Below are 24162 nucleotides of genomic sequence, written 5' to 3'. Positions count from 1 at the left end.
CGAAATGCCAAAGCTGGGAATGGAACCGATCCGGCGAGAAGCAATCGTCAAAGCGACGATTGCCGAACTTGGCGTGAAAAAATCCCTGGACGTGACGGTCAGTCAGATCGCCAAGCGTGCAGGTATGTCCAGCGCGCTGGCACATCATTATTTCGGCGGCAAAGATCAGATATTTCTGGCAGCCATGCGCCAGATTCTCAGTGATTTTGGTGCCGAGGCCCGGCAGCAGCTTAAGGACGCCACGCCAGACGAGCGGCCGCGCGCGATCATCCGGGCCTGTTTCGCGCCTTCGTGCTTTACACCGGATGTGATTGCCGCCTGGATGACATTTTATGTGCTGGCCCAGACAAACGACGACGCCCTGCGCCTGTGGCGGATCTATCAGGCGCGAATCCGGTCAAATCTTATCAGCGCTCTACGCCCGATGATTGCCGATCCGGTTGAGGCATCCGAAGACATGGTTGCCCTTATCGACGGTCTGTATATCCGCGCCGCACTCAACGCCCCACAAGAGCCGAAATTGGCCGAGAACCATGCGCTGCGTGTTCTCGCCACGTTTCTACAGGTGAATAATGACCAAACCTAATATTCTGATCCTGATGGTGGATCAGCTGAACGGTACCCTCTTTCCCGATGGTCCGGCAGATTGGTTGCACGCGCCCAATCTCAAAAAATTGGCCGCGCGGTCGACGCGGTTTGCCAATGCCTATACGGCCTCGCCGCTTTGTGCGCCGGGTCGGGCCAGTTTTATGTCCGGTCAGTTGCCGTCACGCACCGGGGTTTATGACAACGCGGCCGAGTTTCGCAGCGACATCCCGACCTATGCCCACCACCTGCGCCGGGCCGGGTATTACACCTGCCTTTCGGGCAAGATGCACTTTGTGGGTCCCGACCAGTTGCACGGGTTCGAGGATCGTTTGACCACCGATATCTACCCGGCTGATTTTGGCTGGACGCCGGATTACCGCAAACCGGGCGAGCGGATCGACTGGTGGTACCACAACATGGGCTCGGTGACGGGCGCTGGTGTGGCCGAAATCTCGAACCAGATGGAGTATGACGACGAGGTCGCCTATAACGCCAAAGCCAAGCTATACGATCTGGCGCGCGGCAAAGATGACCGTCCGTGGGCGTTAACGGTCAGTTTTACGCATCCACATGACCCTTATGTGGCGCGTCGCAAATACTGGGATCTCTACGAGGATTGCGAGCATCTGCTGCCCGAAGTGGCGGATTTGGGCTATGACAATCAGGACCCGCATTCCAAGCGCATCTTCGACGCTAACGATTGGCGCAGTTTCAACATCACCGAAGAGGATATCCGCAAATCACGACGCGCCTATTTCGCCAATATCTCGTATCTGGACGACAAGATCGGCGAAATCCTCGAGGTGCTCGAAACCACACGGCAAGAGGCGATCGTCCTGTTCGTCTCGGACCACGGCGATATGCTGGGCGAGCGCGGTCTGTGGTTCAAGATGACCTTCTTCGAAGGCTCGTCGCGGGTGCCGTTGATGATCTCGGCGCCCGGTTTGCCAGCAGGCCGGATCGACACGCCTGTGTCCACCATTGATGTGACGCCGACGCTGGGTGCATTGGCTGGCGTCGATATGGCTGAAATTGCCCCCTGGACCGATGGCGAGGATCTGGTTCCGCTGGCCAATGGGATCGAGCGTACAGCCCCTGTGGCGATGGAATACACGGCCGAGGCGTCTTATGCGCCGCTGGTATCGCTGCGCTATGGAAAATGGAAATACAACCGCTGCGCGCTGGACCCGGATCAGCTGTTTGATCTTGAGGCAGACCCGCATGAACGCACCAACCTTGCGGATGCGCCCGAACATTCGGGAACCTTGCAAACACTTCGCGAAAAATCTCAAGCGCGCTGGGATCTGGACCGGTTCGACGCCGATGTCCGCGCCAGCCAGGCGCGCCGCTGGGTCGTGTACGAGGCGTTGCGGCAGGGCGGCTATTACCCCTGGGACTACCAGCCGCTGCAAAAGGCATCCGAGCGTTACATGCGCAATCACATGGACCTGAATATCGTCGAGGAAAGTCAACGCTTTCCGCGCGGTGAATGACCCCATCCTGAAGACCGGATTTCACAAGACGATGACGTACAAGACCCAACCCACCGCCAGCCATTTTATCGGCGGCGAATATGTCGAGGATACCTCAGGCGCGCCGATCGAGGTGATCTACCCCGCCACCGGAGAGGTTATCGCGACGGTGCATGCCGCCACCCCGGCCATTGTCGAGCGCGCGATTGAAAGTGCGCGCCGGGCGCAGAAGGAATGGGCCGCCACCAGTGGCACCGAACGCGGTCGCATTCTGCGCCGGGCGGCGGACATGATGCGCGACCGCAATCATGTCCTGAGTATGCTGGAAACCTATGACACCGGCAAACCCTATCAGGAAACCTCGGTCGCGGATGCCACGAGCGGCGCGGATGCGCTGGAATATTTCGGTGGAATGGCGGCAACGCTGACGGGATCGCACATTCCGCTAAGCGGTGGTGACTGGGCCTATACCCAGCGCGAACCGCTGGGCGTTTGCGTCGGTATCGGAGCTTGGAACTATCCCACCCAGATCGCCTGCTGGAAAGGTGCTCCGGCGCTGGCCTGCGGAAATGCGATGATCTTCAAACCCTCCGAGACGACGCCGCTTTGCGCGCTGAAAGTGGCCGAGATCTTGCACGAGGCTGGTTTGCCCGCCGGGCTCTACAATGTCGTGCAAGGTATGGGTGAGGTCGGAGCGGCACTTGTGACCGATCCACGTGTCGACAAGGTCTCGCTGACCGGGTCGGTGCCGACCGGCAAGAAGGTCTACGCGGCTGCCGCCGCAGAGATGAAGCATGTGACGATGGAGCTTGGCGGCAAGTCGCCCTTGATCATCTTCGACGATGCCGATCTGGAAAATGCGGTTTCCGGGGCCATTCTGGGCAACTTCTACTCGTCGGGTCAGGTCTGTTCGAACGGCACGCGGGTGTTTGTTCAATCCGGCATCAAGGATGCGTTTCTGACGCGACTGAGCGAACGGCTTCAGCAGGCAAAAATTGGCGATCCGATGGACACCGAGACCAGCTTTGGCCCAATGGTCAGCGAAAGACAGATGGAGATCGTGCAGGGTTATATCGCCAAAGGCGTTGAAGAAGGCGCACGCCTGATCACAGGCGGCGAACGCCTTGATCAAGAGGGATTCTACCTGCAACCGACCGTATTCGCAGAGGTCACCGACGACATGACCATTGCCCGCGAAGAGATTTTTGGCCCGGTCATGGCGGTGCTGGACTTTACCGACGAAGCAGAGGTGCTGGCCCGCGCCAACAACACCGAATTCGGGCTGGCCGCAGGCGTGTTCACCCGCGACCTGACGCGCGCGCATCGTGTTGCTGCCGGATTCGAGGCGGGAACCTGCTTTATCAACAGCTACAATGACGCCCCGGTCGAAGTGCCTTTTGGTGGCTCGAAACTTTCTGGTGTCGGGCGCGAGAATTCGGCGGCCGCGATCGAGCATTATTCGCAGCTCAAGTCGGTCTTTGTGCGCATGGGTGATCTTGAGGCGCCGTTCTGAACGCGCGCGAGCATGAGAAGATAGATTGGAACGCTGGGACAGGTTCCGAAATAAGCCCAAGGGCTTAGGAGACAGAGATGGAAGCAGATTTTGTCATCGTTGGCGCAGGCTCCGCCGGATGCGCGATGGCCTACCGGTTAAGCGAGGCGGGCGCCTCGGTTCTGGTGATCGAACATGGTGGAACCGATGTGGGACCGTTCATTCAGATGCCGGCAGCGCTCAGCTATCCGATGAACATGGCGCGGTATGACTGGGGATATAAGTCCGAACCGGAACCACATCTGAACAACAGGCGACTGGCCTGCCCACGCGGCAAGGTGATCGGGGGGTCGTCCTCGATCAACGGTATGGTCTATGTGCGCGGTCATGCCCGCGATTTCGATACGTGGGCCGATATGGGGGCAGATGGCTGGTCCTACGCGGATGTCCTGCCCTATTACAAACGGATGGAGACCTGGCACGATGGTGGTCACGGTGGCGACCCCAGTTGGCGCGGCACCGACGGGCCGCTGCACGTGTCGCGCGGGCCGCGTGAGAATCCGCTGTTCAAGGCGTTTGTCGATGCGGGCCAACAGGCCGGGTATGAAGTAACCGGCGACTATAACGGCGAAAAACAGGAAGGCTTTGGCCCGATGGAACAGACCGTCTGGAAAGGACGGCGCTGGTCGGCTGCAAATGCCTATCTGAAACCGGCGCTCAGGCGCGAGAACTGTGAAATCGTGAAGGGCCTGGCGTCTCGTGTGATCTTTGAAAACGGGCGCGCAATCGGTGTGGAACTGACCCGCGGTGGCAAGACCGAGATCATCCACGCCCGGCGCGAAGTCGTGCTTGCTGCCTCGTCAATCAATTCACCCAAGCTGTTGATGCTGTCGGGGATTGGACCTGCCGCCCATCTGGCGGAACATGACATCGATGTGATTGCGGATCGTCCCGGTGTGGGGGCAAATCTGCAAGACCATCTGGAGCTTTACATACAGCAGGCCTCGCTTCAGCCAATAACCCTCTACAAGCACTGGAACCTGATCAGCAAAGGCATCATCGGCGCGCAGTGGTTGTTTACCAAAACCGGGCTTGGGGCCTCAAACCAGTTCGAAAGTGCTGCGTTCATTCGATCGAAGCCGGGCGTGGAATATCCCGATATCCAGTATCATTTCCTGCCCATTGCAGTGCGCTATGACGGTCAGGCGGCGGCCGAAGGGCACGGGTTCCAGGCCCATGTGGGGCCGATGCGATCCCCATCTCGCGGGGCGGTGACGCTACGGTCAGCGCGGGCCGAGGACGCGCCGGTGATCCGGTTCAATTATATGAGCCACGAACAGGACTGGGAGGATTTCCGGACCTGTATTCGCCTGACGCGCGAGATTTTCGGGCAGGATGCATTCAAACCCTTTGCGGGCAAGGAAATCCAGCCCGGTGCAGAAGTGCAGACCGACGAAGAACTGAACGGCTTTATCGCTGAACACGCCGAAAGCGCCTATCACCCATGTGGAACCTGCCGGATGGGCCGCGCGGATGACAAGCATGCAGTTGTCGACCCAGAGGGTCGCGTGATCGGCGTGGACGGGTTGCGTGTCGCGGACAGTTCGATCTTTCCTCAGATCACCAACGGAAACCTCAACGCGCCCTCGATCATGGTCGGCGAGAAGGTCTCGGACCACTTGCTGGGCAAGGATCCATTGCCAAAGGCCAATGACCGCCCGTGGATTCATCCTGCCTGGGCGACAGGGCAGCGGTGATTTGATCCGCGTCAAAGCGGGGCGACGGGCGGACGTTTAGACCGGTATTGCAACAAGTTGAATCAGGAGCGAACAGAGATGTCCCACACCCCGCATGAACTGGCCGAAGAGTTTCCGGACAAAGTTGACCTGATGAGCCAGCTCAAGCAGACCGACGCACATTTCGCGCGGTTGGCGGACGAGTATCACGAACTCAACCGCACCGTTCATCGGGCGGAAACCAATGTTGAGCCAATGGAAGACCTGGCCGAAGTTGAGCTGCGCAAGAAACGCGCGGTGTTGAAGGATGAAATCTGGGCGATTCTGTCCAAAGCGTAAACGGCAAAAGGCGGGGTTTCCCCGCCCTTTCTATGTAACTTCGTAAGGCAAGGTTCCGCGGGAATGAGCGTCAATTGTCAGGCGACGTTCCAACGGCGGGACCGAACGTTGATGGCAGGTTTGGCGCTCGCATATCCTGCATGAAATCCCGATCGGCTCATAGGCGCTGGCGTTGCCGATATCCAGATTGTCGGCATAGACCAACGCATCGGCGTGCCGTGTTTCACATCCCAATGCGATGGCATAACGGCGAACAGGCGCGCCAAAAGAGCCGCCGGATTTGGACACGTCGCAAGCCAATGAGATATAGCGCACCCCATCCGGCGTTTCCGCCAATTGACGCAGGAAATGGCCGGGTGTTTCAAAGGCACGGTGAACGTTCCACAGCGGACAGGCCCCACCAAACCTTGCAAATTGCAACCGTGTGGCCGAGTGGCGCTTGGTGATCGTTCCGGCCTGATCCACCCGGACAAAGAAAAACGGGATGCCCTTTGCGCCCGGGCGCTGCAGGGTCGAGAGACGATGCGCAACTTGTTCGATCGAAGCTCCGAACCGATTGCTGAGCAATTCCAGATCATGCCGATAATCCTGCGCGGCAGCCAGAAACTTTGCGTAAGGCATCAGCGAGGCGCCGGCAAAATAATTGGCCAGACCGATCTTGGCGATCGAGCGCGCCTCGTCGCTTTGGAACTTTGCGAAATCCAATGTGGCTTCCAACAATTTGTCCTGACTGATCAACGCCACTTGCAACAGTAGCTGAAAGACCTGCGTCTGGGGCGTCGCACGGGATGACAGGCGCAGGGTCTTATCCTGGGTATCATAGCTGCGCAGCGTTTCCATATCGGCAAAGCTGACCCGAATGCCGCGTTCGGTCAGGCTGTCCAACGCGGCCTGACGAATGCTGCCAGCGTCTTCGACACGCATAGCGAACCGTTCGGCGGCACGGTCAACGGCGTCAATGTAGTTGTCGCAATAGTGGAAAAAGTCGCGCACCTCCTCCCACGGGCTTGCCTGAATTTGCGCGTCTTCTCGGCCAAGCGCCTCGTCCAGCGAGGCCAGCCGCTCGTGGGTTTGCCGATAGGTGCGGTGCAATTCGATAAACGCCCGAGCCAGGGCAGGCGCGTTCGAAGCGGTCAGCCTCAGATCCGCCAGCGGCGGAATGTTGTCGGTGAACAGGGGATCGGACAAAGCCTCGCGCATATCCGAAACAAGGCGTTCACTGTCGCCCGTGCTGAGCTCGGTGACGTCCATCCCGAATTCCTGCGCCAGAGACAAAACAACCGTCGTTGATATCGGTCGGTTGTTGTTCTCCATCTGATTCAGATAGGGCAGGGAAACTCCCAGTTTTGCCGCGAACTCCTTTTGCGTCAGGGTCAGTCGCGTCCGCATTTCTCGGAGTTTCGCACCGGCATAGAGTTTCTGAGTCGCCATAGCGCACCTTTGCAGATTTACTATTCGAGGAGGCTAACTTTGCAAACCCTGTTGATCAAGGTATTAAAGCCCCAAATTGCGCTCCCTGCGGATGACTGAAGTGATTGCAAGGATGGCCAATATCGAAGTGGCGAGCATTAGCCAAAGCAAGGGCATTGCCCCGGTTTCTCGGGTCAGCAATGCGCCCGCCAGGGCGCTGAGTGCTGCGCCTCCGCCCAGCATTATCGCGCCACTCAGCCCCGATGCTGTGGCCGCCAGATGGGGGCGCACCGACAGGGACCCTGCGGTTGCATTCGGTATCGCCATGCCGTTGCCCAGGCCGACAAATGTCATGAATCCAAAGAAGCTTAGAGCGGTGCCCAGGTTGGAAAGAAACAATACGGCGGACAGTGCGACCCCTGCCGCGTTCAACCAGCATCCCCAAAGCACCATTTTGTTGACGCCAAACCGGACGGAATAGCGACCGCTGATGAAATTGCCGAAGAAATATCCGATCGCCGGGGCGCCAAAATACATGCCGACTTCGGTTGCGGACATCCCAAATACCACCGTTCCGATATAGGGCGCCCCGCCCAGATAGGCGAAGAATGCGCCAGAGGACAGCGCAGAGGAGAGCGAATAGCCCCAGAACCGCGGCGATGTCAGCAACTCGGGATACTCGCGAAACTGTTCCAGAAGGGTCTTTCCGCTTTTGGCCGTGGTTTCGCCAAAGTCCATATATGTAAGGCCCAGCGTAAGAGCGCCCAATGCAAATGGAAGCCAGAAATTGGCTTTCCAACCAAAGGCTTCCTCGAGCAATCCGCCGACCGCTGGGCCAATCATCGGCACAACAGCCATACCCATCGTGACGTAGCCGATCATCGAGGCTGCCTCGTCCTGCGAGTACATATCGCGCACGGCAGCGCGGCTAAGGACAATGCCGACGACGATGACGGCCTGGCACATCCGAAACACCAGGAAAATCTGCGCTGTTGGTGCGTAAATGCAGCCAAGCGTCGCCAAAAGGAACAGTCCCAGCCCCCACAGCAAAACGGGACGGCGTCCGGCCTTGTCGGCAATCGGCCCAATCAGAATTTGCAGCACGGCATTTACCAGCAGATACAGAGCGATCGACAGCTGCATGACTTTGTAGTCAGTCTCAAAATGCAGCGCCATATTTGGCAGGCTCGGCAGGAAGAGATTCATGCTGAGTGCGGATAACCCGGAAAGCAGCACGAGCGTGGTGATTGTCGGCGGGGACCGATGCGTGGATAATGATCTAAACTGCATGGTTCACATGTATAAGCGGGTTTCCTGGGATTGCCATTCGACTTTGTATTTGCTGACCAAAATTAGCAACTTTGCAATTATCATTTGAACATTTTCCAAAGTTTTGCAAATTTGCTGAAAATTCCTTTTGGCCTTGGTCGCGTAGCTATATGGTTGCGCCAGATTTCACAGGGGACAATCGCCATGAAAGACATCCTTTCCGAGCTTGAAGACCGCCGCAACAACGCGCGGCTTGGTGGCGGACAAAAGCGGATCGACGCGCAACATGCGCGCGGCAAACTGACGGCCCGGGAACGGATCGAACTGCTGGTTGACGAAGGCAGCTTTGAAGAGTTCGACATGTTTGTCAGCCATCGCTGCACCGATTTCGGGATGGAAAAACAAAAGCCTGCTGGTGACGGCGTTGTAACAGGCTGGGGCACGATCAATGGCCGTATGGTCTATGTGTTCAGCCAGGATTTCACCGTGTTTGGTGGCTCTCTGTCGGAAACCCATGCGCAGAAGATTTGCAAGATCATGGATATGGCGGTGCAAAACGGCGCGCCAGTGATCGGAATAAACGACTCGGGTGGCGCGCGTATTCAGGAAGGCGTCGCCTCGCTTGCTGGCTACGCCGAGGTGTTCCAGCGCAACATCATGGCCTCGGGCGTGGTACCTCAGATCAGCGTGATCATGGGGCCATGCGCCGGTGGTGCGGTGTACAGCCCGGCGATGACCGACTTTATCTTTATGGTCAAAGACACCTCCTACATGTTCGTGACCGGCCCAGATGTGGTGAAGACCGTCACCAACGAGGTCGTCACCGCCGAGGAACTGGGCGGTGCATCGACGCATACCAAGAAATCTTCGGTTGCCGATGGCGCGTTCGAAAATGACGTTGAGGCTTTGGCCGAGGTTCGCCGCCTGGTGGACTTCCTGCCGCTCAACAATCGCGAAAAACCTCCGGTCCGGCCTTTCTTTGACGACCCCGATCGCATCGAGACGTCGTTGGACACATTGATCCCCGACAACCCAAACACACCTTACGATATGAAAGAACTTGTCACCAAAATTGCGGATGAGGGTGATTTCTACGAAATTCAGGAAGATTACGCCAAGAACATCATCACCGGTTTCATCCGGCTTGAGGGGCAGACCGTCGGCGTGGTGGCCAATCAGCCGATGGTTCTGGCAGGGTGCCTGGACATCGACAGCTCACGCAAGGCGGCACGGTTTGTCCGATTCTGCGATTGTTTCGAAATCCCGATCCTGACTTTCGTGGATGTTCCGGGCTTCTTGCCGGGGACAAGTCAGGAATATGGCGGTGTCATCAAGCATGGTGCAAAACTGTTGTTTGCCTACGGCGAGGCCACAGTGCCGAAAGTCACCGTCATCACGCGCAAAGCCTATGGCGGTGCCTACGACGTGATGGCGTCAAAACACCTGCGCGGTGATTTCAACTATGCCTGGCCAACCGCCGAGATCGCGGTAATGGGCGCCAAGGGCGCGACCGAGATCATTCACCGTGCTGACCTGGGCGATGCGGACAAGATTGCCGGACATACACAGGACTATGAGGACCGATTCGCCAATCCGTTTGTTGCCGCCGAGCGCGGATTCATCGATGAGGTGATCATGCCGCAATCGACCCGCCGACGCGTATCGCGTGCATTTGCCAGCTTGCGGGGCAAGCAGTTGAAGAACCCTTGGAAAAAGCACGACAATATTCCGTTGTAAGCCACGTGGATGGGTGAGCCCATCCGCGTTTTCCAATACTCGTAAAACAGGACGTCAAAGCAGAACTCGCCACATGACCCTCTGCCTCCGTCATATCTTTGCCGCCACCAACAGCGGTGCGCTTGCGATCCTTGCGGGAAGTGCCAGGTCCAGACGTGGCCTCGGCGCCGCCATGGCGTTGTTTGCGCTGTGTCGACCCGAAGGGTCAGTAGCGCAAAGCCTGTTGCCTGTGCCATCCGGGCAACCTGTCGAACTGAGGAACGTGCTGCTGGACACAAACCCCGGCGAGTTATGGGTGCGGTTTCGTTTTGTTGCACCCAAGATCGGTTCGAACGCGGGGCAAATCACCTATGATGTGGCCATTGTTGATATGGCCCATCTGTGCGAGGTGCTCGCCATTCCCTATGTGGCGCGGCATCAGCTGGATCCTGCGCGCGTGGTTATCTCATTCTCGGACCGGGCGATTGACTTTGGCGTGTCCTCGCCCGAAGCGACGCAGTTTTTCGAAGCGTACCGCCTTGAGGACTCGCAATGTATCTGGGAAGGGCTGTGATCATGAAACAGCATATCATTGGCATTCAGGTAGTTTCCGCAATTGTGCAGGCCGCATTGGTCCGAGGCACACGCGGGCGTGCACTGAATTGCTGCTCTTTGCCTGAAGGGGGGCAATCATGATCAAGCATCGAGGATTTCCGGGGCGTCTTCCGGGAACGGATTTTCAGTTCACCATTCGTCGCGCCAATCCCAAAGGCGTGACGCCGCTGACGCGCCGCGAACGGTTTCGGGACCGTAAACCGGCAGACAAACGCGCGGACGTGGCTTTTCTGACCGCACTTTGGGAGCATTTTGGCGATCAACCCTTTGAGCGCGGCAATCTGGATGCCGGGCGGTTGAGCTGGTTGTTCGGGCGAGAAGTGATTGCGGCCGAGGATCCGTTTGATGCGGCAAGCTATGACGCGTTGCTGGTGATCGACCCGGACGCTGTGCGCGCGTCTTTTCCTGATATCGTTGACGGGAACGGATAGTCGTGCAGGTTGCTGCTGAACATAGAAAAGGTTGCCGAATGGCGTGTAGCGCCTTGGTTCGAGGCACCGAACCAGAACGCCATGTCGGCGCATTTCTGCGCGCTAAATTTTCCGATGCGCGGGTTTCAGCCGGAATCGCAATTGGAAACAATCACCTATTGGCGGTAGAAATTGTACCGGGCAATCTGATCCAGCCGTGCGACTCGACTTTGCCTGCGTCGCACATGCACCTACTATTCCGTACCCCTTCCTTCCGCGGGCAGGCTTGTGTTCCCCACATAGTCCTGTCCGCGGTTTTCTTTTTGCCTATAAAGGGCATAAAACAGCAAAAACCTGCGCATAATGCGCGGGGTCGGGCGTTGATATTGAATAACAACGCCTGTTTGCCCCATCTGCCGTCAACGACGACAAGATACACAAAAGGGCAGACATCATGCGATTCTCGAAACTCATCCTGGCGATGGCAACCTGTGCAGGGCTTGCGGCATGCGGCGACACCACTGGAGAACAAGCGCTGCTTGGCGGTGGTGCGGGCGCAGTGGGTGCGGCCGTCCTTAACTCGGACCCGCTTTTCGGTGCGGTGGTCGGTGCAGCGGGCAACGTCCTGTACTGCAAGGCGCAGAACAACTGTAGATAACGCAAAATTCTTCGGGGCGCGCGCCGTCCCGACCGATATCGCAAAAAACGCCGCCGTGGGGTCGTATCCTCGCGGCGGCGTTTTGCGTTTTCCAAACATCAAGACAAAGGACGTTCCATGTTCAACAAGATCCTGATCGCCAACCGGGGCGAGATCGCGTGCCGGGTCATCAAAACCGCCCGCAAGCTGGGAATTGGTACGGTTGCCATCTATTCGGACGCCGACAAGAACGCATTGCACGTCTCGATGGCGGATGAGGCCGTTCACATCGGGCCGCCGCCCGCCAACCAGTCCTATATCGTGATCGACAAGGTCATGGACGCGATCCGGCAAAGCGGCGCGCAGGCGGTGCACCCGGGTTATGGTTTTCTGTCCGAAAACGCCAAGTTCGCCGAGGCGCTTGAGGCCGAAGGCGTTGCCTTTGTCGGCCCCCCCGTTGGGGCAATCGAAAGCATGGGTGACAAGATCACGTCCAAGAAAATTGCACAGGACGCGGGCGTCAGCACGGTACCAGGTTACATGGGCCTGATCGAAGACGCTGACGAGGCCGTGAAAATCTCGAACGATATCGGCTATCCCGTCATGATCAAGGCCAGCGCAGGGGGCGGCGGCAAGGGCATGCGGATCGCGTGGAACGACGAAGAAGCGCGCGAAGGCTTCCAGTCATCCAAGAACGAAGCCGCGAACTCGTTCGGCGACGATCGGATATTCATCGAAAAATTCGTAACCCAGCCGCGCCATATCGAAATTCAGGTGCTGTGCGACAGCCACGGCAATGGCATCTATTTGGGCGAACGTGAATGCTCGATCCAGCGCCGGAACCAGAAAGTGGTGGAAGAAGCGCCGTCACCCTTCCTTGACCCCGAGACCCGCAAAGCGATGGGTGAACAGGCTGTAGCATTGGCCAAGGCCGTGAACTACGCCAGTGCCGGGACGGTGGAATTCATCGTCGATGGCGACAAGAACTTCTATTTCCTGGAAATGAACACCCGCCTTCAGGTGGAACATCCGGTAACCGAACTGATCACCGGCGTCGATCTGGTCGAACAGATGATCCGCGTGGCCGCAGGTGAGACGCTGTCGATCACGCAGGATGATGTGACGCTGACCGGCTGGGCCATCGAAAACCGTCTATATGCAGAAGATCCCTATCGCAATTTCTTGCCGTCGATCGGCCGCCTGACCCGTTATCGCCCCCCGCACGAGGTTGCTGCTGGCCCAATGCTGGTGAACGGCAAATGGCAAGGTGACGCGCCCGAAGGCGAGGCCGCAGTGCGCAACGACACCGGCGTATACGAGGGCGGCGAGATCAGCATGTACTACGACCCGATGATCGCCAAGCTGTGCACCTGGGCCCCGACCCGCGAGAAAGCCATTGAGGCGATGCGCGTGGCGCTGGACAGTTTCGAAGTCGAAGGCATTGGTCACAACCTGCCGTTCCTGTCCGCAGTTATGGATCACCCGAAATTCGTCAGCGGTGACATGACAACGGCGTTTATTGCCGAGGAATATCCTGATGGGTTCGAGGGCGTCGAATTGCCCGAGGGTGACCTGCGACGCATCGCGGCCTCCTGCGCGGCGATGCATCGTGTCGCCGAGATCCGCCGCACCCGCGTATCGGGCCGGATGGATAACCATGAACGCAAGGTCGGTACCGATTGGGTCGTCACCTTCCAGAGGCAGGAATTCGCCTTGACCACTGATGCCGATCCTGATGGCTCGACCGTGACCTTTGATGACGGCACTGTTTATCGCGTGACGTCCGACTGGACGCCCGGCGATCAATTGGCTGTTCTGGACGTTGACGGCAGTCCGCTGGTGCTGAAGGTCGGCAAGGTATCCGGTGGCTTCCGCATCCGGAATCGGGGCGCTGATCTGAAAGTACACGTACGCACGCCGCGTCAGGCCGAGTTGGCCAAGTTGATGCCGGAAAAACTGCCACCTGATACGTCGAAAATGCTGCTCTGCCCGATGCCCGGCCTGATCGTGAAGGTCGATGTCGAAGTCGGGCAGGAAGTGCAGGAAGGTCAGGCGCTATGCACCGTCGAGGCGATGAAGATGGAAAACATCCTGCGCGCCGAGAAGAAGGGCGTTGTTGCCAAGATCAATGCAGGCCCCGGTGACAGCCTTGCCGTAGATGACGTGATCATCGAGTTCGAATGATCATGCCCGCGCCGTTGCCACAACGTCAAAGGGGCCCGGTGGGTTGCGCCGGGGCTGGCGAGCGCGGTTCGGGTGGTCAGCCACCTTCGCGCCGTTCGCGGATCTCGCGCTGGCGCAAGGGCGTTTTGTCAATCGAACGGCCGATTTCACGCACGCTCCACGGGGATGGTTTGCGCAGCTTGACGACGCCATCCTTGTCAACAAAGACCATCTGGAACCCACGCGGGCGCAACTGCGACCGGATCGGGGATCGGGCAGACGGATCGGTATCGGTCAAGACAACCACATCACGATCCCGCATCGCCTCTTCGCCCTCGATCAGCATGTCGAGCTGCTGTTGGAACCGCGGGTCGGCGGGCGTGTCGGCAAAAACGACAATCGGACGGCTGACCCAGAGAAATTCGCTCAGGTCGCTGTCCGCTGTGGGGCGGACATATTCGTCCTCGGCAGGTGCGGTCCCGTCGGCGGCCAGGGCGGCCAGCGGGAATAGTGCCGAGAAAACAAGGGCAAGCGTACGGATCATGGGGCCTCCTGTTCCATCGAATATAGCCCCTGTTCCGCGGAATGCGACCGTCGGAATGCGGATGGACGTCAAAAAAGCGTACGCGTTTGGCGTTGTGGTGGATTAGGCGCATGGAAATCACACTGCATTTCGGGGCGCATCGCTGCGCCACCACCAGTTTTCAGGAATACATGCGCCGCAATACGCCAACGCTGGCCAAACAAGGCATCTTGTTCTGGGGGCCGGAGGAAGTCAGGGAAACCGCCCTGCATGGGCTCAAGTCCATGACCAGCGAATCCCACGCCACGCTGCAACGAGAGCTCGACCGCTGCGAGGCGCAAGGCATCACACATCTTCTCGTCAGCGAAGAGAACTTTCTGGGCATGATGCAACAGAACCTCAATCGAGGAGAGCTTTACCCCGAAGCGCAATTGCGCGCCCAATTGGTAGCTCGGGCTTTCGGTAACCGCGTGACCCGGATTGGGCTGAACATTCGTGCGCTCAGCGAATATTGGATTTCGGTCACCAGATATGCAGTCCGAAACAGGAAGCATTTCAACGGAATGCTACGCTGGAAAAAGATCGCTCAACATGATCGGAGCTGGCAGGCGGTGGTTTCAGATCTTGCGCACGCCTTTCCTGAAACACCCATACTGGTACTCCCGTTCGAGGAGTTTTCGGGCCGCTCGAACATGCAATTGGCGCAACTGGTGAGCATAGAAGCCCCGACCGATGGGGCGGATCTATGGCTCAACAAAGGTGCAGAACAGGTCGTGCAAGACCCAAACAGCACCCAGCAAATGAAACTGTTGACGAAATACGCGGATGACCTGTCGTGGCTGGCATCCGGAGCTGACGGGTTGGCATCGCTATGCGTCCTGCCTGAAACAGCTCGTGGCTCTGCCGCGCCCGCTTGAGAGAGAATTGACAAGAGGATTAAGCAATGACCGACACAAAGGACTGGCAGGCGTTGGCTGAAAAAGAGCTGCGCGGTCGCCCGTTGGACGATCTGACGAAAGAGACGCTGGAAGGGATCAATGTCAAACCGCTCTATACGCAGGATGATACCGCCGATCTGCCGCATATGGGATCGTTGCCCGGCCTTGGTCCGTTCACCCGTGGGGTAAAGGCTACGATGTATGCCGGGCGTCCCTGGACGATCCGGCAGTATGCGGGTTTTTCGACCGCCGAGGAATCAAACGCTTTCTACCGCCGCAACCTTGCCGCAGGTCAGCAGGGCGTGTCGGTGGCGTTCGACCTGGCGACGCACCGGGGCTATGACAGCGACCATCCTCGCGTGGTCGGCGACGTTGGCAAGGCCGGTGTGGCGATTGACAGTGTTGAGGACATGAAGATCCTGTTCGACGGCATCCCTCTGGACAAGGTCTCTGTCTCGATGACCATGAACGGCGCGGTGATCCCGATCCTGGCCAGTTTCATCGTCGCGGGCGAAGAGCAAGGGCACGACAAGTCCGTCCTGTCCGGCACCATTCAGAATGATATTCTAAAAGAGTTCATGGTGCGCAACACCTATATCTACCCGCCCGAGCCGTCGATGCGGATCATCTCGAATATCATCGACTATACGTCGAACGAGATGCCGAAATTCAACTCGATCTCGATCTCGGGCTATCACATGCAAGAGGCCGGGGCGAACCTGGTGCAGGAACTGGCCTATACTCTGGCCGATGGGCGCGAGTACGTACGCGCTGCGACCGAGGCTGGGATGGACGTCGACAAGTTCGCGGGCCGTCTGTCCTTCTTCTTCGCCATCGGCATGAATTTCTTCATGGAGATCGCCAAACTGCGCGCCGCGCGTACGCTTTGGCACCGGGTGATGACCGAGTTCGGGGCAAAGTCAGAGCGGTCGAAAATGTTGCGGACCCATTGCCAGACCTCGGGCGTCAGCCTGCAGGAACAAGACCCCTATAACAACGTGATCCGTACCGCTTATGAGGCGATGAGCGCGGTGCTGGGCGGCACCCAGTCGCTGCACACAAACGCGCTGGACGAAGCAATCGCGCTGCCCACGGATTTCTCGGCCCGCATTGCGCGGAATACGCAGTTGGTGCTGCAAGAGGAAACCGGCGTGACCGACGTGGTCGATCCGCTGGCGGGCTCGTATTACATCGAAAGCCTGACCAACGAGCTGATCGAAAAGGCCTGGGCCCTGATGGAAGAGGTCGAGGAGATGGGCGGCATGACCAAGGCCGTGGCTTCGGGTATGCCCAAATTGCGGATCGAAGAAAGCGCGGCGCGGCGTCAGGCGATGATAGACCGGGGCGATGAGGTGATCGTCGGCGTCAACAAATACCGCAAGGAACAGGAAGACCCGATAGACATTCTGGACGTCGACAACGTCGCTGTTCGCGAAGCTCAGGTCGCGCGTCTGGAGCGTATCCGCGCAACCCGGGATGAGGCCGCGTGCCAGCACGCGCTGGAGGCCCTGACCAAAACCGCCCGCGAGGGTGGCAACCTGCTGGCCGCTGCTGTCGAAGCCGCCCGTGCCCGCGCATCCGTAGGAGAGATCAGCATGGCAATGGAAAAGGAATTCGGCCGCCACCGCGCCGAGGTCAAAACACTGGCCGGTGTTTATGGCGCCGCCTATGAAGGCGACGAAGGCTTTGCCGCGATTCAGAAGTCGATCGAGGAGTTTGCCGAAACCGAAGGTCGCCGGCCCCGCTTGCTGGTGGTCAAGATGGGTCAGGATGGCCACGACCGGGGTGCCAAAGTGATCGCCACGGCCTTTGCCGATATCGGGTTCGACGTGGATGTGGGCCCTCTGTTCCAGACCCCGGCCGAGGCGGCTCAGGATGCAGTGGACAACGATGTGCACGTGATTGGCATCTCGTCTCAGGCGGCCGGGCACAAGACGCTTGCGCCGCAGTTGGTCGAGGAGCTCAAGAAAGCCGGGGCTGAGGACATCATCGTCATCTGCGGCGGTGTGATCCCGCAGCAGGACTATCAATTCCTCTACGATCACGGCGTCAAGGCGATCTTTGGTCCCGGCACAAATATCCCCGAGGCCGCACAGGACATCCTGAACCTGATCCGCGAGGCACGTGGCTGAAGCCTTGGAAATTCGAGATTTTCGAGACGAAAACTCTTGTGATACAAAGCCTTCAGCGAAGACTTGGGTCGTAAGGGCAGCGCGTTTTCGCGCTGTCTTTTTTTGATGCAGCAGGAGGGCGCCAATGCAACTTGATCATCTGGCCGTGTCCGGGGAGACGCTGGACGAGGCGGCGGCCCATGTGGAACAGGCGCTTGGTGTCCGATTACAGCAAGGCGGCAAACACGCAAAGTTTGGCACCTACAACCGGCTTCTGGGTCTTGAGAACGGGCTATACCTTGAGGCCATCGCCATTGACCCGGATGCGCCACCCCCGGAACATCCAAGATGGTTCGATCTGGATCGGTTCAATGGGCGCGCACGGCTGACCAACTGGATATGCCGCGTGACGGATATCGAAAGCGTCACCATGCCCGATGGCCCGGTTGCGCCGATCGACGTTGAACGGGGCGCGTTGCGGTGGCGTATGGCAGTGCCGGGGTCAGGGCGATTGCCCTTCGACAATCAATACCCGGCGCTAATCCAATGGCGCGGCGATCTGCACCCCGCCGGAATGCTGCAGGCCAGCGGTTGCCGCTTGCGCCGCCTTGTTGTCTATCACCCCGAGGCGTTGGAGCTTGCACGACTGCTCGGCAAACTCGACCTGATCGAATTCGACACCGGCCCTGTCGCGATGCGGGCCGAATTCGATACGCCCTGGGGCGGGCGTGTGCTGGAATGATCGTCCGGGCAGCTAAAACCGCGGACGCGGCTGCAATTGCGGCGATCACAAATGCGGTTATCGAAGATACGCTGATCACATTCACAACGGCACAGCGGTCGACCGAGAGCATTGCCGAGGACATCGCCGCGCGATCCGGTCGCTATCTGGTTGCCGTGTCAAATGATCAGGTCGTTGGCTTCGCAACTTATGGCCCGTTTCGGTCGGGGCCGGGCTATGTGCATACCCAAGAGCACTCGATTCAGCTTGCGCAACAGGCGCGCGGGCAGGGGACGGGTCGTGCCTTGATGACCGCGCTTGAAGATACGGCGCGTGCGGATGGGGTTCATGTTCTGGTCGCCGGAATCTCTTCGGCCAACCCCGGAGCGATTGCTTTTCATGCGGCGTTGGGGTTTTCCGAGGTGGGTCGCATGCCCGAGGTTGGCCGCAAGTGGGACCGCTGGCTTGATCTTGTTCTGATGCAGAAAATTCTTTCTCCAGATCGCACCTGACAGTCGCGACATCGCGCGTTAGGGTGCGCCCATGTCGATCTGGACCCGAATATCCGATGCCATCAGCGCGCTTGCACAGGGCGAAAGCCTGACGGCCGTTTTTGAGAAACTGCGCACCCCGCCGGAACGCTCGGTTGCGTTTGCCATCGCTGTCATTGCGCTGGGTGCAAAAATGGCCAAGGCCGACGGGCAGGTGACGCGCGACGAAGTTACCGCCTTTCGCGAGGTTTTTCAGATCGCCCGCGATGACGAGGCCGGCGCGGCCAGGGTGTTCGACATGGCGCGCACGGATGTGGCGGGCTATCAAGACTACGCCCGCAAGATCTCGCGGATGTTTGGCGATGACAGCACAACGCTTTGCGATCTGATGGAGGGGCTGTTTCACATCGCCATGGCGGATGGGTTCTACCATCCAAACGAGAACGAATTTCTGGAACAGGTCAGCCGAATATTCGGCCAGACCGAAGCGCAATTCATGGCGTTGCGCGCACGGTTCGTCCCTGATGCGCCAAACGATCCCTATACGGTTCTGGGGGTCGCGCGCGACATGCCGATCCCCGAGATTCGTAAGGTCTGGCGGCAATTGGTCCGCGACACGCATCCAGACGCGATGATGGCACGAGGCGTCCCGGAAGAGGCCGTGAGGTTGGCGGAAAAAAAGATGATCGACATCAACCGCGCCTGGGACGAGATCAACGGTGCAAAGGTCTAGGCCATGCGTCTGGCGACCTACAACATAGAATGGTTTGCCAACCTCTTTGACCGCAACGATGAGCTGATCGCGGATGATAGCTGGTCGGGCCGTCACGACATCACCAAGGTCCAACAGATTGAAGCCATCGCCAAGGTGCTGACCGCATTGGATGCAGACGCGGTTCTGGTTGTCGAGGCGCCGAACACCGGAAAGTCGCAAAACACTGTCCGCGCGTTACAGCGATTTGCCGAGGCTTTTGATCTGCGAACGGCACATGCGGTCATGGGGTTTCCGAACGACACGCAGCAGGAATTGGCCTTGTTGTTCGATCCCAAGGTTCTATCGGTGCGCCATGACCCACAAGGCGAACCAGCCGAGGACACCGGCAGCCGCGATGCACCGCGTTTTGACACTGTGTTTCGTATCGATCTGGATGTGGACGCGACCGAGGATCTGGTGCGGTTTTCGAAGCCTCCGATGGAACTGGCGGTTGAAACCGCCGGAGGCCACGCCTTTCGCCTGATCGGGGCGCATCTTAAGTCCAAAGCGCCTCATGGCGCAGCCTCGCGCGACGAAGCGATACGGATTTCGATTTCCAACCGGCGCAAGCAATTGGCTCAGGCGATATGGCTGGCGCAACGGGTCGCGGAACATAGCGCGAAAGATGAGGCGGTGATACTGCTTGGCGATTTGAACGACGGGCCGGGGCTGGACGAATTTGAACATCTGTTTGGGCGTTCCTCGGTCGAGATTTTGCTCGAATCCGGGCTTTATGATCCGCACGCGGTTCAGGCGCATGGCCCTCGGGCACATACCGCCCTCTCCACCGCGCGGTTCGCCCGTCCGGGCGAGGGCCGGTATCTTGAGGCGCTGTTGGATTACATCATGGTCAGCCCGGAATTGCGCGCTTATCGGCCAGACTGGCGCATCTGGCATCCGTTCAAGGACAGCACCTGCTATAACGCGCCAGAGCTGCGCGAGGCTCTGCTGATGGCGTCAGATCACTTTCCGGTAACGCTGGATATTGATCTGTAACCTTTCAACCAAGCCGGTCATCCCTTATATTTGAAGCATGACACGCTTCCTGATGATCCTAGTTGTTTGCGTCGGCCCGGCCGCTCCTGCCTTTGCGCAGGACGACGAACCAAAATCGCTAATGGAGCGGGGGGCGGAACTGTTCCTCGAGGGACTGCGGGAAGAAATGGAACCCACGTTCGAGGATCTGCGCGGGCTTGCCGATCAGTTCGGACCCGCCATGCAGTCCTTTGTTCAGGAAATGGGTCCTGCGCTGGCAGAGCTCGCTGCGCAGGTCAGGGATTGGAGCGCCTATGAAGCGCCCGAGATGCTGCCCAATGGCGACATCATAATCCGCAAGAAACCAAAGCCAGATCAGCCTGAAGTGCAAGAACCGGCACCCGAGGGTTTTACCGATATCTGAGACACGCGCGTCAGCCGCGCATGATGACCCGGGTTTCCGACTTCAGCGCATTTGCGAGGGAATTGAAACGCACCTCGGCCACTTCGTTGAAGAAAGGCGTGCCGCTTTTGGGCAATATCAGATCAAGTTTCTGCTTTTTCGGAAAGTACCGCAGCTGACCCATCGCCGCATCTGGTTGCATCCGCAACATCGCACCAAACCGCATGGCTTTGCCTAAAATCTCGGCCTGTTTCTGTTCGCGCTCATCCAATAGCTCATACAGAGGCGTGAACCGGTCGCCTTCACGCTTGTTGCGATAGCGGTGCTGCAGCGCCAATCCGATAAACACCCGTTCCGCGTGTTTGAGCCCGCTCATATTGGCGCGAGTGACGTATTCAAAGCAGACCTCGGCGCGGTAATCGGGATGGGCGCGCCAGCTGACATCGTGCAACAGGCAGGCTGCCTTGATCAGACGAATCTTTTGCTGCGGAGCTGACTTGAACAGCGGCATCACGAAATCGAACAGATGTTTGCCGAATCCCGGCTGCCGCGCATCTTTGGATTCGGCGAAGCGGCTGGCCTCGATCAGCGGGTCCCGGTCGCGCAGACGTTGCGGCATTTGCTGGTACAGCAACCCCTCACGGATACCATAGCTTGAGATGGCGATGTCTTTGGGTTTGAAGGTTCGGATCAACCGGGCCAGCACATCCATCGCATAGGGAATAAGCGCCATCCGCGAGCTTGAAACGCCTGCTTGGCTGCGCAATTTGTCCGGGTCGCTCTTTTCGATGAACTTGATGGTTTCACGCACCGATTTGTGCGTCATCCGGTATTCATGCAACACGTTCAGCGGGTACCCCCTGCGCAGCATGTCCAGCCGCGCGAAGGCACGCCAACTGCCGCCGACCAGAAACAGACGATCGCGCTGCGGCCCCATCTGGTCCCGCATCTCTTCAAGCGTCTTTTTGATATGCGCCTTTCTGGCGCGTCGCCCGCCTTTGATATCACGCAGTTTCAACGGACCAAGCGCCGAGGTCATCCGGCGGCCCACCTCGCCTTCGCCGATTTCGGCCAGTTCGACAGACGATCCGCCGATGTCGCAGATCAGACCATAGGCCCCGGGCCAGCCCAGCAACACGCCCTGGGCAGACAGGCGGGCCTCTTCTTCGCCGTCGACGACATTGATGGTCAATCCGGTTTGCGCCTTGACCTGTTCGCAGAATTCCGGGCCATCTTCGGCCTCTCGCACCGCGGCGGTGGCAACCGCGTGCAACGCAGGCAGCCCCAGATCCTTGGCGAGCGCTTGAAAACGCAACAGGGCGGCCATAGCACGCTCGCGCCCTCGGGGGTTCAGGCGACCGGTATCGGACAGGCCAGCGCCCAATTCGCACATGACCTTTTCGTTGTAGAAATAGGCCGGAGACCGCGCCGCGCCGTCAAAAATAACCATTCGGACCGAGTTAGATCCCACATCCACAACTCCGACCCGCGACAGGGCCCGCGCGCCGGGATCGTCGAACAGCGGTTTGCCAAACACACCGTAATCCGCTGCGTCAGTCTTGGCGGTTTGTTTCATTGTGTCCCCAGTCCTTTGGATCACAGGATGCGAAATCGTCCGATCCGGGTCAATCATCCGTATTGTCCGCCGACTGCAACGCATTCAGGCTGCGCGCAGCCAACGCGCGGGTGATCTCGCGCTTTTCGGTCAGGGCGAGGTCGTCAAGATACCCGACCACTGTGGCCGCTGTTTCAAAACTGCGATCCATATGCTTGACCAGATAGGCGATCACATCGGGGCCCGGGTTCAATTGTCGATCGACAAATAGCTTGGCAAGCACCGCACCAAGCAGAGCGTCATCGGGGGCTTCCAGCGCAACATGGTGCGCACCTTGAACCCGGCTGTGCAGATCGGCGAGTGTAAGGCCCCAGAATTTCGGAGCAACCCGTCCGGTCATCAGCAGCGCGTTGCCTTCGGCAAGGGTCAGGTTGTGCAGGTGAAACAGGGCATTCTGCTGTTCCACATCCCCAGCTATGACCGGCACATCCTCGACCGCAACGGGTTTGCTGGCCAGGTCCGGGACGTCTTCGTACCGCAGCGCCGCCGCTTGCACAATTTGTGCACCGGTTTCAGCGGCCCAGACATGTGCCAAGTGGGTCTTGCCCGCCCCAGCCGGTCCGGTCAGAACCAGCTTGTTTCCGGGCCACGAAGTCGCCGAGATCATCGCAACGGCCAGCGCATTTGCAGGTGAGACAAAAAAGTCCTCGCGCCCCAAGGCTGTCTTGGACGGAAGATCGAAACTCAGTTGAGTGGCCATTTACTCGGGGTCCTGCGTCGGTCCTTCAAGGCCCGTGTATAGGCGGCTATGCAAATATTGCTGCGTGCCAAACCGCGCCAGAACGCCAAGGGCCGCGGCCACCGGGACAGCGACCAGCATCCCGACAAAACCAAACAAAGCGCCAAAGACCGACAGTGCCAACAACAGCCAGACCGGGTGCAGACCAACCGAACTGCCGACCAGTTTTGGGGTCAGGAAATTGCCTTCGGTCACCTGGCCCAGCATGAAGATACCCGCGACCATTGCGACGTGCACCCAATCCCCCCAGAACTGGAACAAGGCCAGACCAATAGCCAGCGCCCCCCCGATCAACGCGCCGAGATAGGGGATAAAGGTCACCAGCCCAGCGATGGCCCCGACAATCAGGCCAAACTGCAAGCCGACGACCATCAAGGCAATGGCGTAATAGGTGCCGAGGATCAGGCAAACGGTGCCCATTCCGCGCACGAATGAGGCCAGAACAGCATCAATCTCTCCCGCCAGGCGCATGATCGTTGGGGCGTGGTCGCGGGGCAACAACTCGCCAATGCGGGCGATCATGCGATCCCAGTCCAGCAGCATATAGACGGCGACAACCGGCACGATCACCAGCAGAACCACTACGTTGATGGCAGATCCGACCGAGGCCAGCACGGTTTGCAGAACATCCCCAGTTTTGGATTTCAGCGTTTCACCGAACGAAACAAGCATCTGGTGTGTGCTCGATTCACGGTCCAGCAGCGAAGGGAACTGTTTCTCGATGAAAGCCCGCAATTCCTTGAACAGGCTGGGCATGACGTCGATCAGGTCCAGCAGCTGAGTGATCAGCGCAGGAACCACCATCACGATCATCAGGACAAATGCCAACACGCCGACAACGGTGATCAACGCAGTGGCCGCAACCCGGGAGAAGCCCAGCTTTTCCAAGCGATCAGCGACCGGATCCAAGAAATAGGCAATCGCGCCACCGATAACAAAGGGCAGCAGCACGTCGCCGAGCAGCCACAGCACCACGACAAAAACCGCAGCGGCAACGCCCCAGTACCTTAGCTGATCCTTCACCGGCAAAGCCATGGCGCATTCC

General features: G+C 58.7%; 24 protein-coding genes. 18 read left to right on the top strand and 6 right to left on the bottom strand.

Translation table 11 applies throughout. From position 1 onward, the window contains the following. The first annotated feature begins 4 nt into the window (after positions 1-4). The 5 genes from betI to ACR0LX_RS11320 all read left to right on the top strand — a co-directional run bounded on the left by betI (position 5) and on the right by ACR0LX_RS11320 (position 5627). On the top strand, positions 5-586 hold the full coding sequence (gene betI / locus ACR0LX_RS11340; protein WP_480783817.1) for a choline-binding transcriptional repressor BetI: 582 nt from the start codon (positions 5-7) through the stop codon (positions 584-586). Beyond that, positions 573-2081, top strand: coding sequence for a choline-sulfatase (betC, locus tag ACR0LX_RS11335; RefSeq protein ID WP_480783816.1), 1509 nt, complete (start codon positions 573-575; stop codon positions 2079-2081). The genes betI and betC overlap by 14 nt, the downstream gene beginning before the upstream one ends. A gap of 31 nt (positions 2082-2112) precedes the next feature. Further along, positions 2113-3573: a betaine-aldehyde dehydrogenase gene (betB, locus tag ACR0LX_RS11330; RefSeq protein WP_480783815.1), complete on the top strand. Its 1461-nt coding sequence runs from the start codon at positions 2113-2115 to the stop codon at positions 3571-3573. Positions 3574-3650: 77 nt separating this feature from the next. Then, positions 3651-5309 (top strand): choline dehydrogenase, encoded by a 1659-nt coding sequence (betA, locus tag ACR0LX_RS11325; protein WP_480783814.1) that lies wholly within the window; start codon positions 3651-3653, stop codon positions 5307-5309. 78 nt (positions 5310-5387) lie between these two features. After that, a complete protein-coding gene (locus tag ACR0LX_RS11320; protein WP_480572854.1) occupies positions 5388-5627 on the top strand; it encodes an HP1242/YdcH family protein in 240 nt (79 codons plus the stop codon). 30 nt (positions 5628-5657) lie between these two features. Here ACR0LX_RS11320 and ACR0LX_RS11315 read toward each other — a convergent pair whose 3' ends face one another. Both ACR0LX_RS11315 and ACR0LX_RS11310 read right to left on the bottom strand, forming a co-directional pair. Next, the gene (locus tag ACR0LX_RS11315) at positions 5658-7058 is read right to left on the bottom strand and encodes a helix-turn-helix domain-containing protein (RefSeq protein WP_480572857.1); all 1401 of its coding nucleotides are present in this window, start codon (positions 7056-7058) and stop codon (positions 5658-5660) included. A 63-nt stretch (positions 7059-7121) separates the two neighbouring features. Continuing rightward, on the bottom strand, positions 7122-8327 hold the full coding sequence (locus tag ACR0LX_RS11310) for a multidrug effflux MFS transporter (protein ID WP_480783813.1): 1206 nt from the start codon (positions 8325-8327) through the stop codon (positions 7122-7124). Positions 8328-8510: 183 nt separating this feature from the next. Here ACR0LX_RS11310 and ACR0LX_RS11305 point away from each other — a divergent pair, with 183 nt between their 5' ends. From ACR0LX_RS11305 to ACR0LX_RS11280, 6 genes are all read left to right on the top strand, one after another. Continuing rightward, positions 8511-10043 (top strand): acyl-CoA carboxylase subunit beta, encoded by a 1533-nt coding sequence (locus ACR0LX_RS11305; RefSeq protein WP_480783812.1) that lies wholly within the window; start codon positions 8511-8513, stop codon positions 10041-10043. A gap of 73 nt (positions 10044-10116) precedes the next feature. Continuing rightward, positions 10117-10596 (top strand): DUF6497 family protein, encoded by a 480-nt coding sequence (locus ACR0LX_RS11300; RefSeq protein WP_480783811.1) that lies wholly within the window; start codon positions 10117-10119, stop codon positions 10594-10596. 118 nt (positions 10597-10714) lie between these two features. Beyond that, positions 10715-11068: a hypothetical protein gene (locus ACR0LX_RS11295; protein ID WP_480572869.1), complete on the top strand. Its 354-nt coding sequence runs from the start codon at positions 10715-10717 to the stop codon at positions 11066-11068. 9 nt (positions 11069-11077) lie between these two features. After that, positions 11078-11236: a hypothetical protein gene (locus ACR0LX_RS11290; RefSeq protein ID WP_480783810.1), complete on the top strand. Its 159-nt coding sequence runs from the start codon at positions 11078-11080 to the stop codon at positions 11234-11236. Between the two features lie 265 nt (positions 11237-11501). Then, positions 11502-11705: a hypothetical protein gene (locus ACR0LX_RS11285; protein WP_480572872.1), complete on the top strand. Its 204-nt coding sequence runs from the start codon at positions 11502-11504 to the stop codon at positions 11703-11705. Positions 11706-11822: 117 nt separating this feature from the next. Beyond that, entirely contained in the window at positions 11823-13868 is a 2046-nt protein-coding gene (locus ACR0LX_RS11280) for an acetyl-CoA carboxylase biotin carboxylase subunit (RefSeq protein ID WP_480783809.1), read from the top strand. Positions 13869-13944: 76 nt separating this feature from the next. Here the strand turns inward: ACR0LX_RS11280 and ACR0LX_RS11275 are convergent, their stop codons facing one another. Beyond that, positions 13945-14391, bottom strand: a complete 447-nt coding sequence (locus tag ACR0LX_RS11275; protein WP_480572878.1) for a DUF4174 domain-containing protein — start codon at positions 14389-14391, stop codon at positions 13945-13947. Between the two features lie 110 nt (positions 14392-14501). Between ACR0LX_RS11275 and ACR0LX_RS11270 the strand changes: the two genes are divergently transcribed. The 7 genes from ACR0LX_RS11270 to ACR0LX_RS11240 all read left to right on the top strand — a co-directional run bounded on the left by ACR0LX_RS11270 (position 14502) and on the right by ACR0LX_RS11240 (position 20784). Beyond that, the gene (locus ACR0LX_RS11270; RefSeq protein ID WP_480783808.1) at positions 14502-15287 is read left to right on the top strand and encodes a hypothetical protein; all 786 of its coding nucleotides are present in this window, start codon (positions 14502-14504) and stop codon (positions 15285-15287) included. 26 nt (positions 15288-15313) lie between these two features. Then, a complete protein-coding gene (scpA, locus tag ACR0LX_RS11265) occupies positions 15314-17440 on the top strand; it encodes a methylmalonyl-CoA mutase (protein ID WP_480783807.1) in 2127 nt (708 codons plus the stop codon). A 124-nt stretch (positions 17441-17564) separates the two neighbouring features. Continuing rightward, entirely contained in the window at positions 17565-18161 is a 597-nt protein-coding gene (locus ACR0LX_RS11260; RefSeq protein WP_480783806.1) for a VOC family protein, read from the top strand. Then, positions 18158-18652 (top strand): N-acetyltransferase family protein, encoded by a 495-nt coding sequence (locus ACR0LX_RS11255; protein ID WP_480572890.1) that lies wholly within the window; start codon positions 18158-18160, stop codon positions 18650-18652. Before ACR0LX_RS11260 ends, ACR0LX_RS11255 begins: the two co-directional genes overlap by 4 nt. Positions 18653-18683: 31 nt before the next feature. Continuing rightward, the gene (locus tag ACR0LX_RS11250) at positions 18684-19364 is read left to right on the top strand and encodes a TerB family tellurite resistance protein (protein WP_480572893.1); all 681 of its coding nucleotides are present in this window, start codon (positions 18684-18686) and stop codon (positions 19362-19364) included. Positions 19365-19367: 3 nt separating this feature from the next. Next, positions 19368-20381 carry an endonuclease/exonuclease/phosphatase family protein gene (locus tag ACR0LX_RS11245; protein ID WP_480783805.1) on the top strand — a complete coding sequence of 338 codons (1014 nt, stop codon included), beginning with the start codon at positions 19368-19370 and terminating at the stop codon, positions 20379-20381. A gap of 52 nt (positions 20382-20433) precedes the next feature. After that, complete coding sequence (locus ACR0LX_RS11240) at positions 20434-20784, top strand: hypothetical protein (protein ID WP_480783804.1); 351 nt, start codon at positions 20434-20436, stop codon at positions 20782-20784. Between the two features lie 10 nt (positions 20785-20794). Here the strand turns inward: ACR0LX_RS11240 and ACR0LX_RS11235 are convergent, their stop codons facing one another. Genes ACR0LX_RS11235 through ACR0LX_RS11225 form a run of 3 tightly spaced genes read right to left on the bottom strand, consistent with a single transcriptional unit; the run spans position 20795 to position 24152 of the window. Continuing rightward, the gene (locus ACR0LX_RS11235; protein WP_480783803.1) at positions 20795-22339 is read right to left on the bottom strand and encodes a Ppx/GppA family phosphatase; all 1545 of its coding nucleotides are present in this window, start codon (positions 22337-22339) and stop codon (positions 20795-20797) included. Between the two features lie 49 nt (positions 22340-22388). Then, entirely contained in the window at positions 22389-23078 is a 690-nt protein-coding gene (locus tag ACR0LX_RS11230) for a P-loop NTPase family protein (RefSeq protein ID WP_480783802.1), read from the bottom strand. After that, positions 23079-24152, bottom strand: a complete 1074-nt coding sequence (locus ACR0LX_RS11225; protein WP_480572908.1) for an AI-2E family transporter — start codon at positions 24150-24152, stop codon at positions 23079-23081. Between the last annotated feature and the right edge of the window lie 10 nt (positions 24153-24162).

The organism is Ruegeria sp. CH11, assembly GCF_056537105.1.
This window is presented reverse-complemented; position numbering and strand designations above follow the sequence as displayed.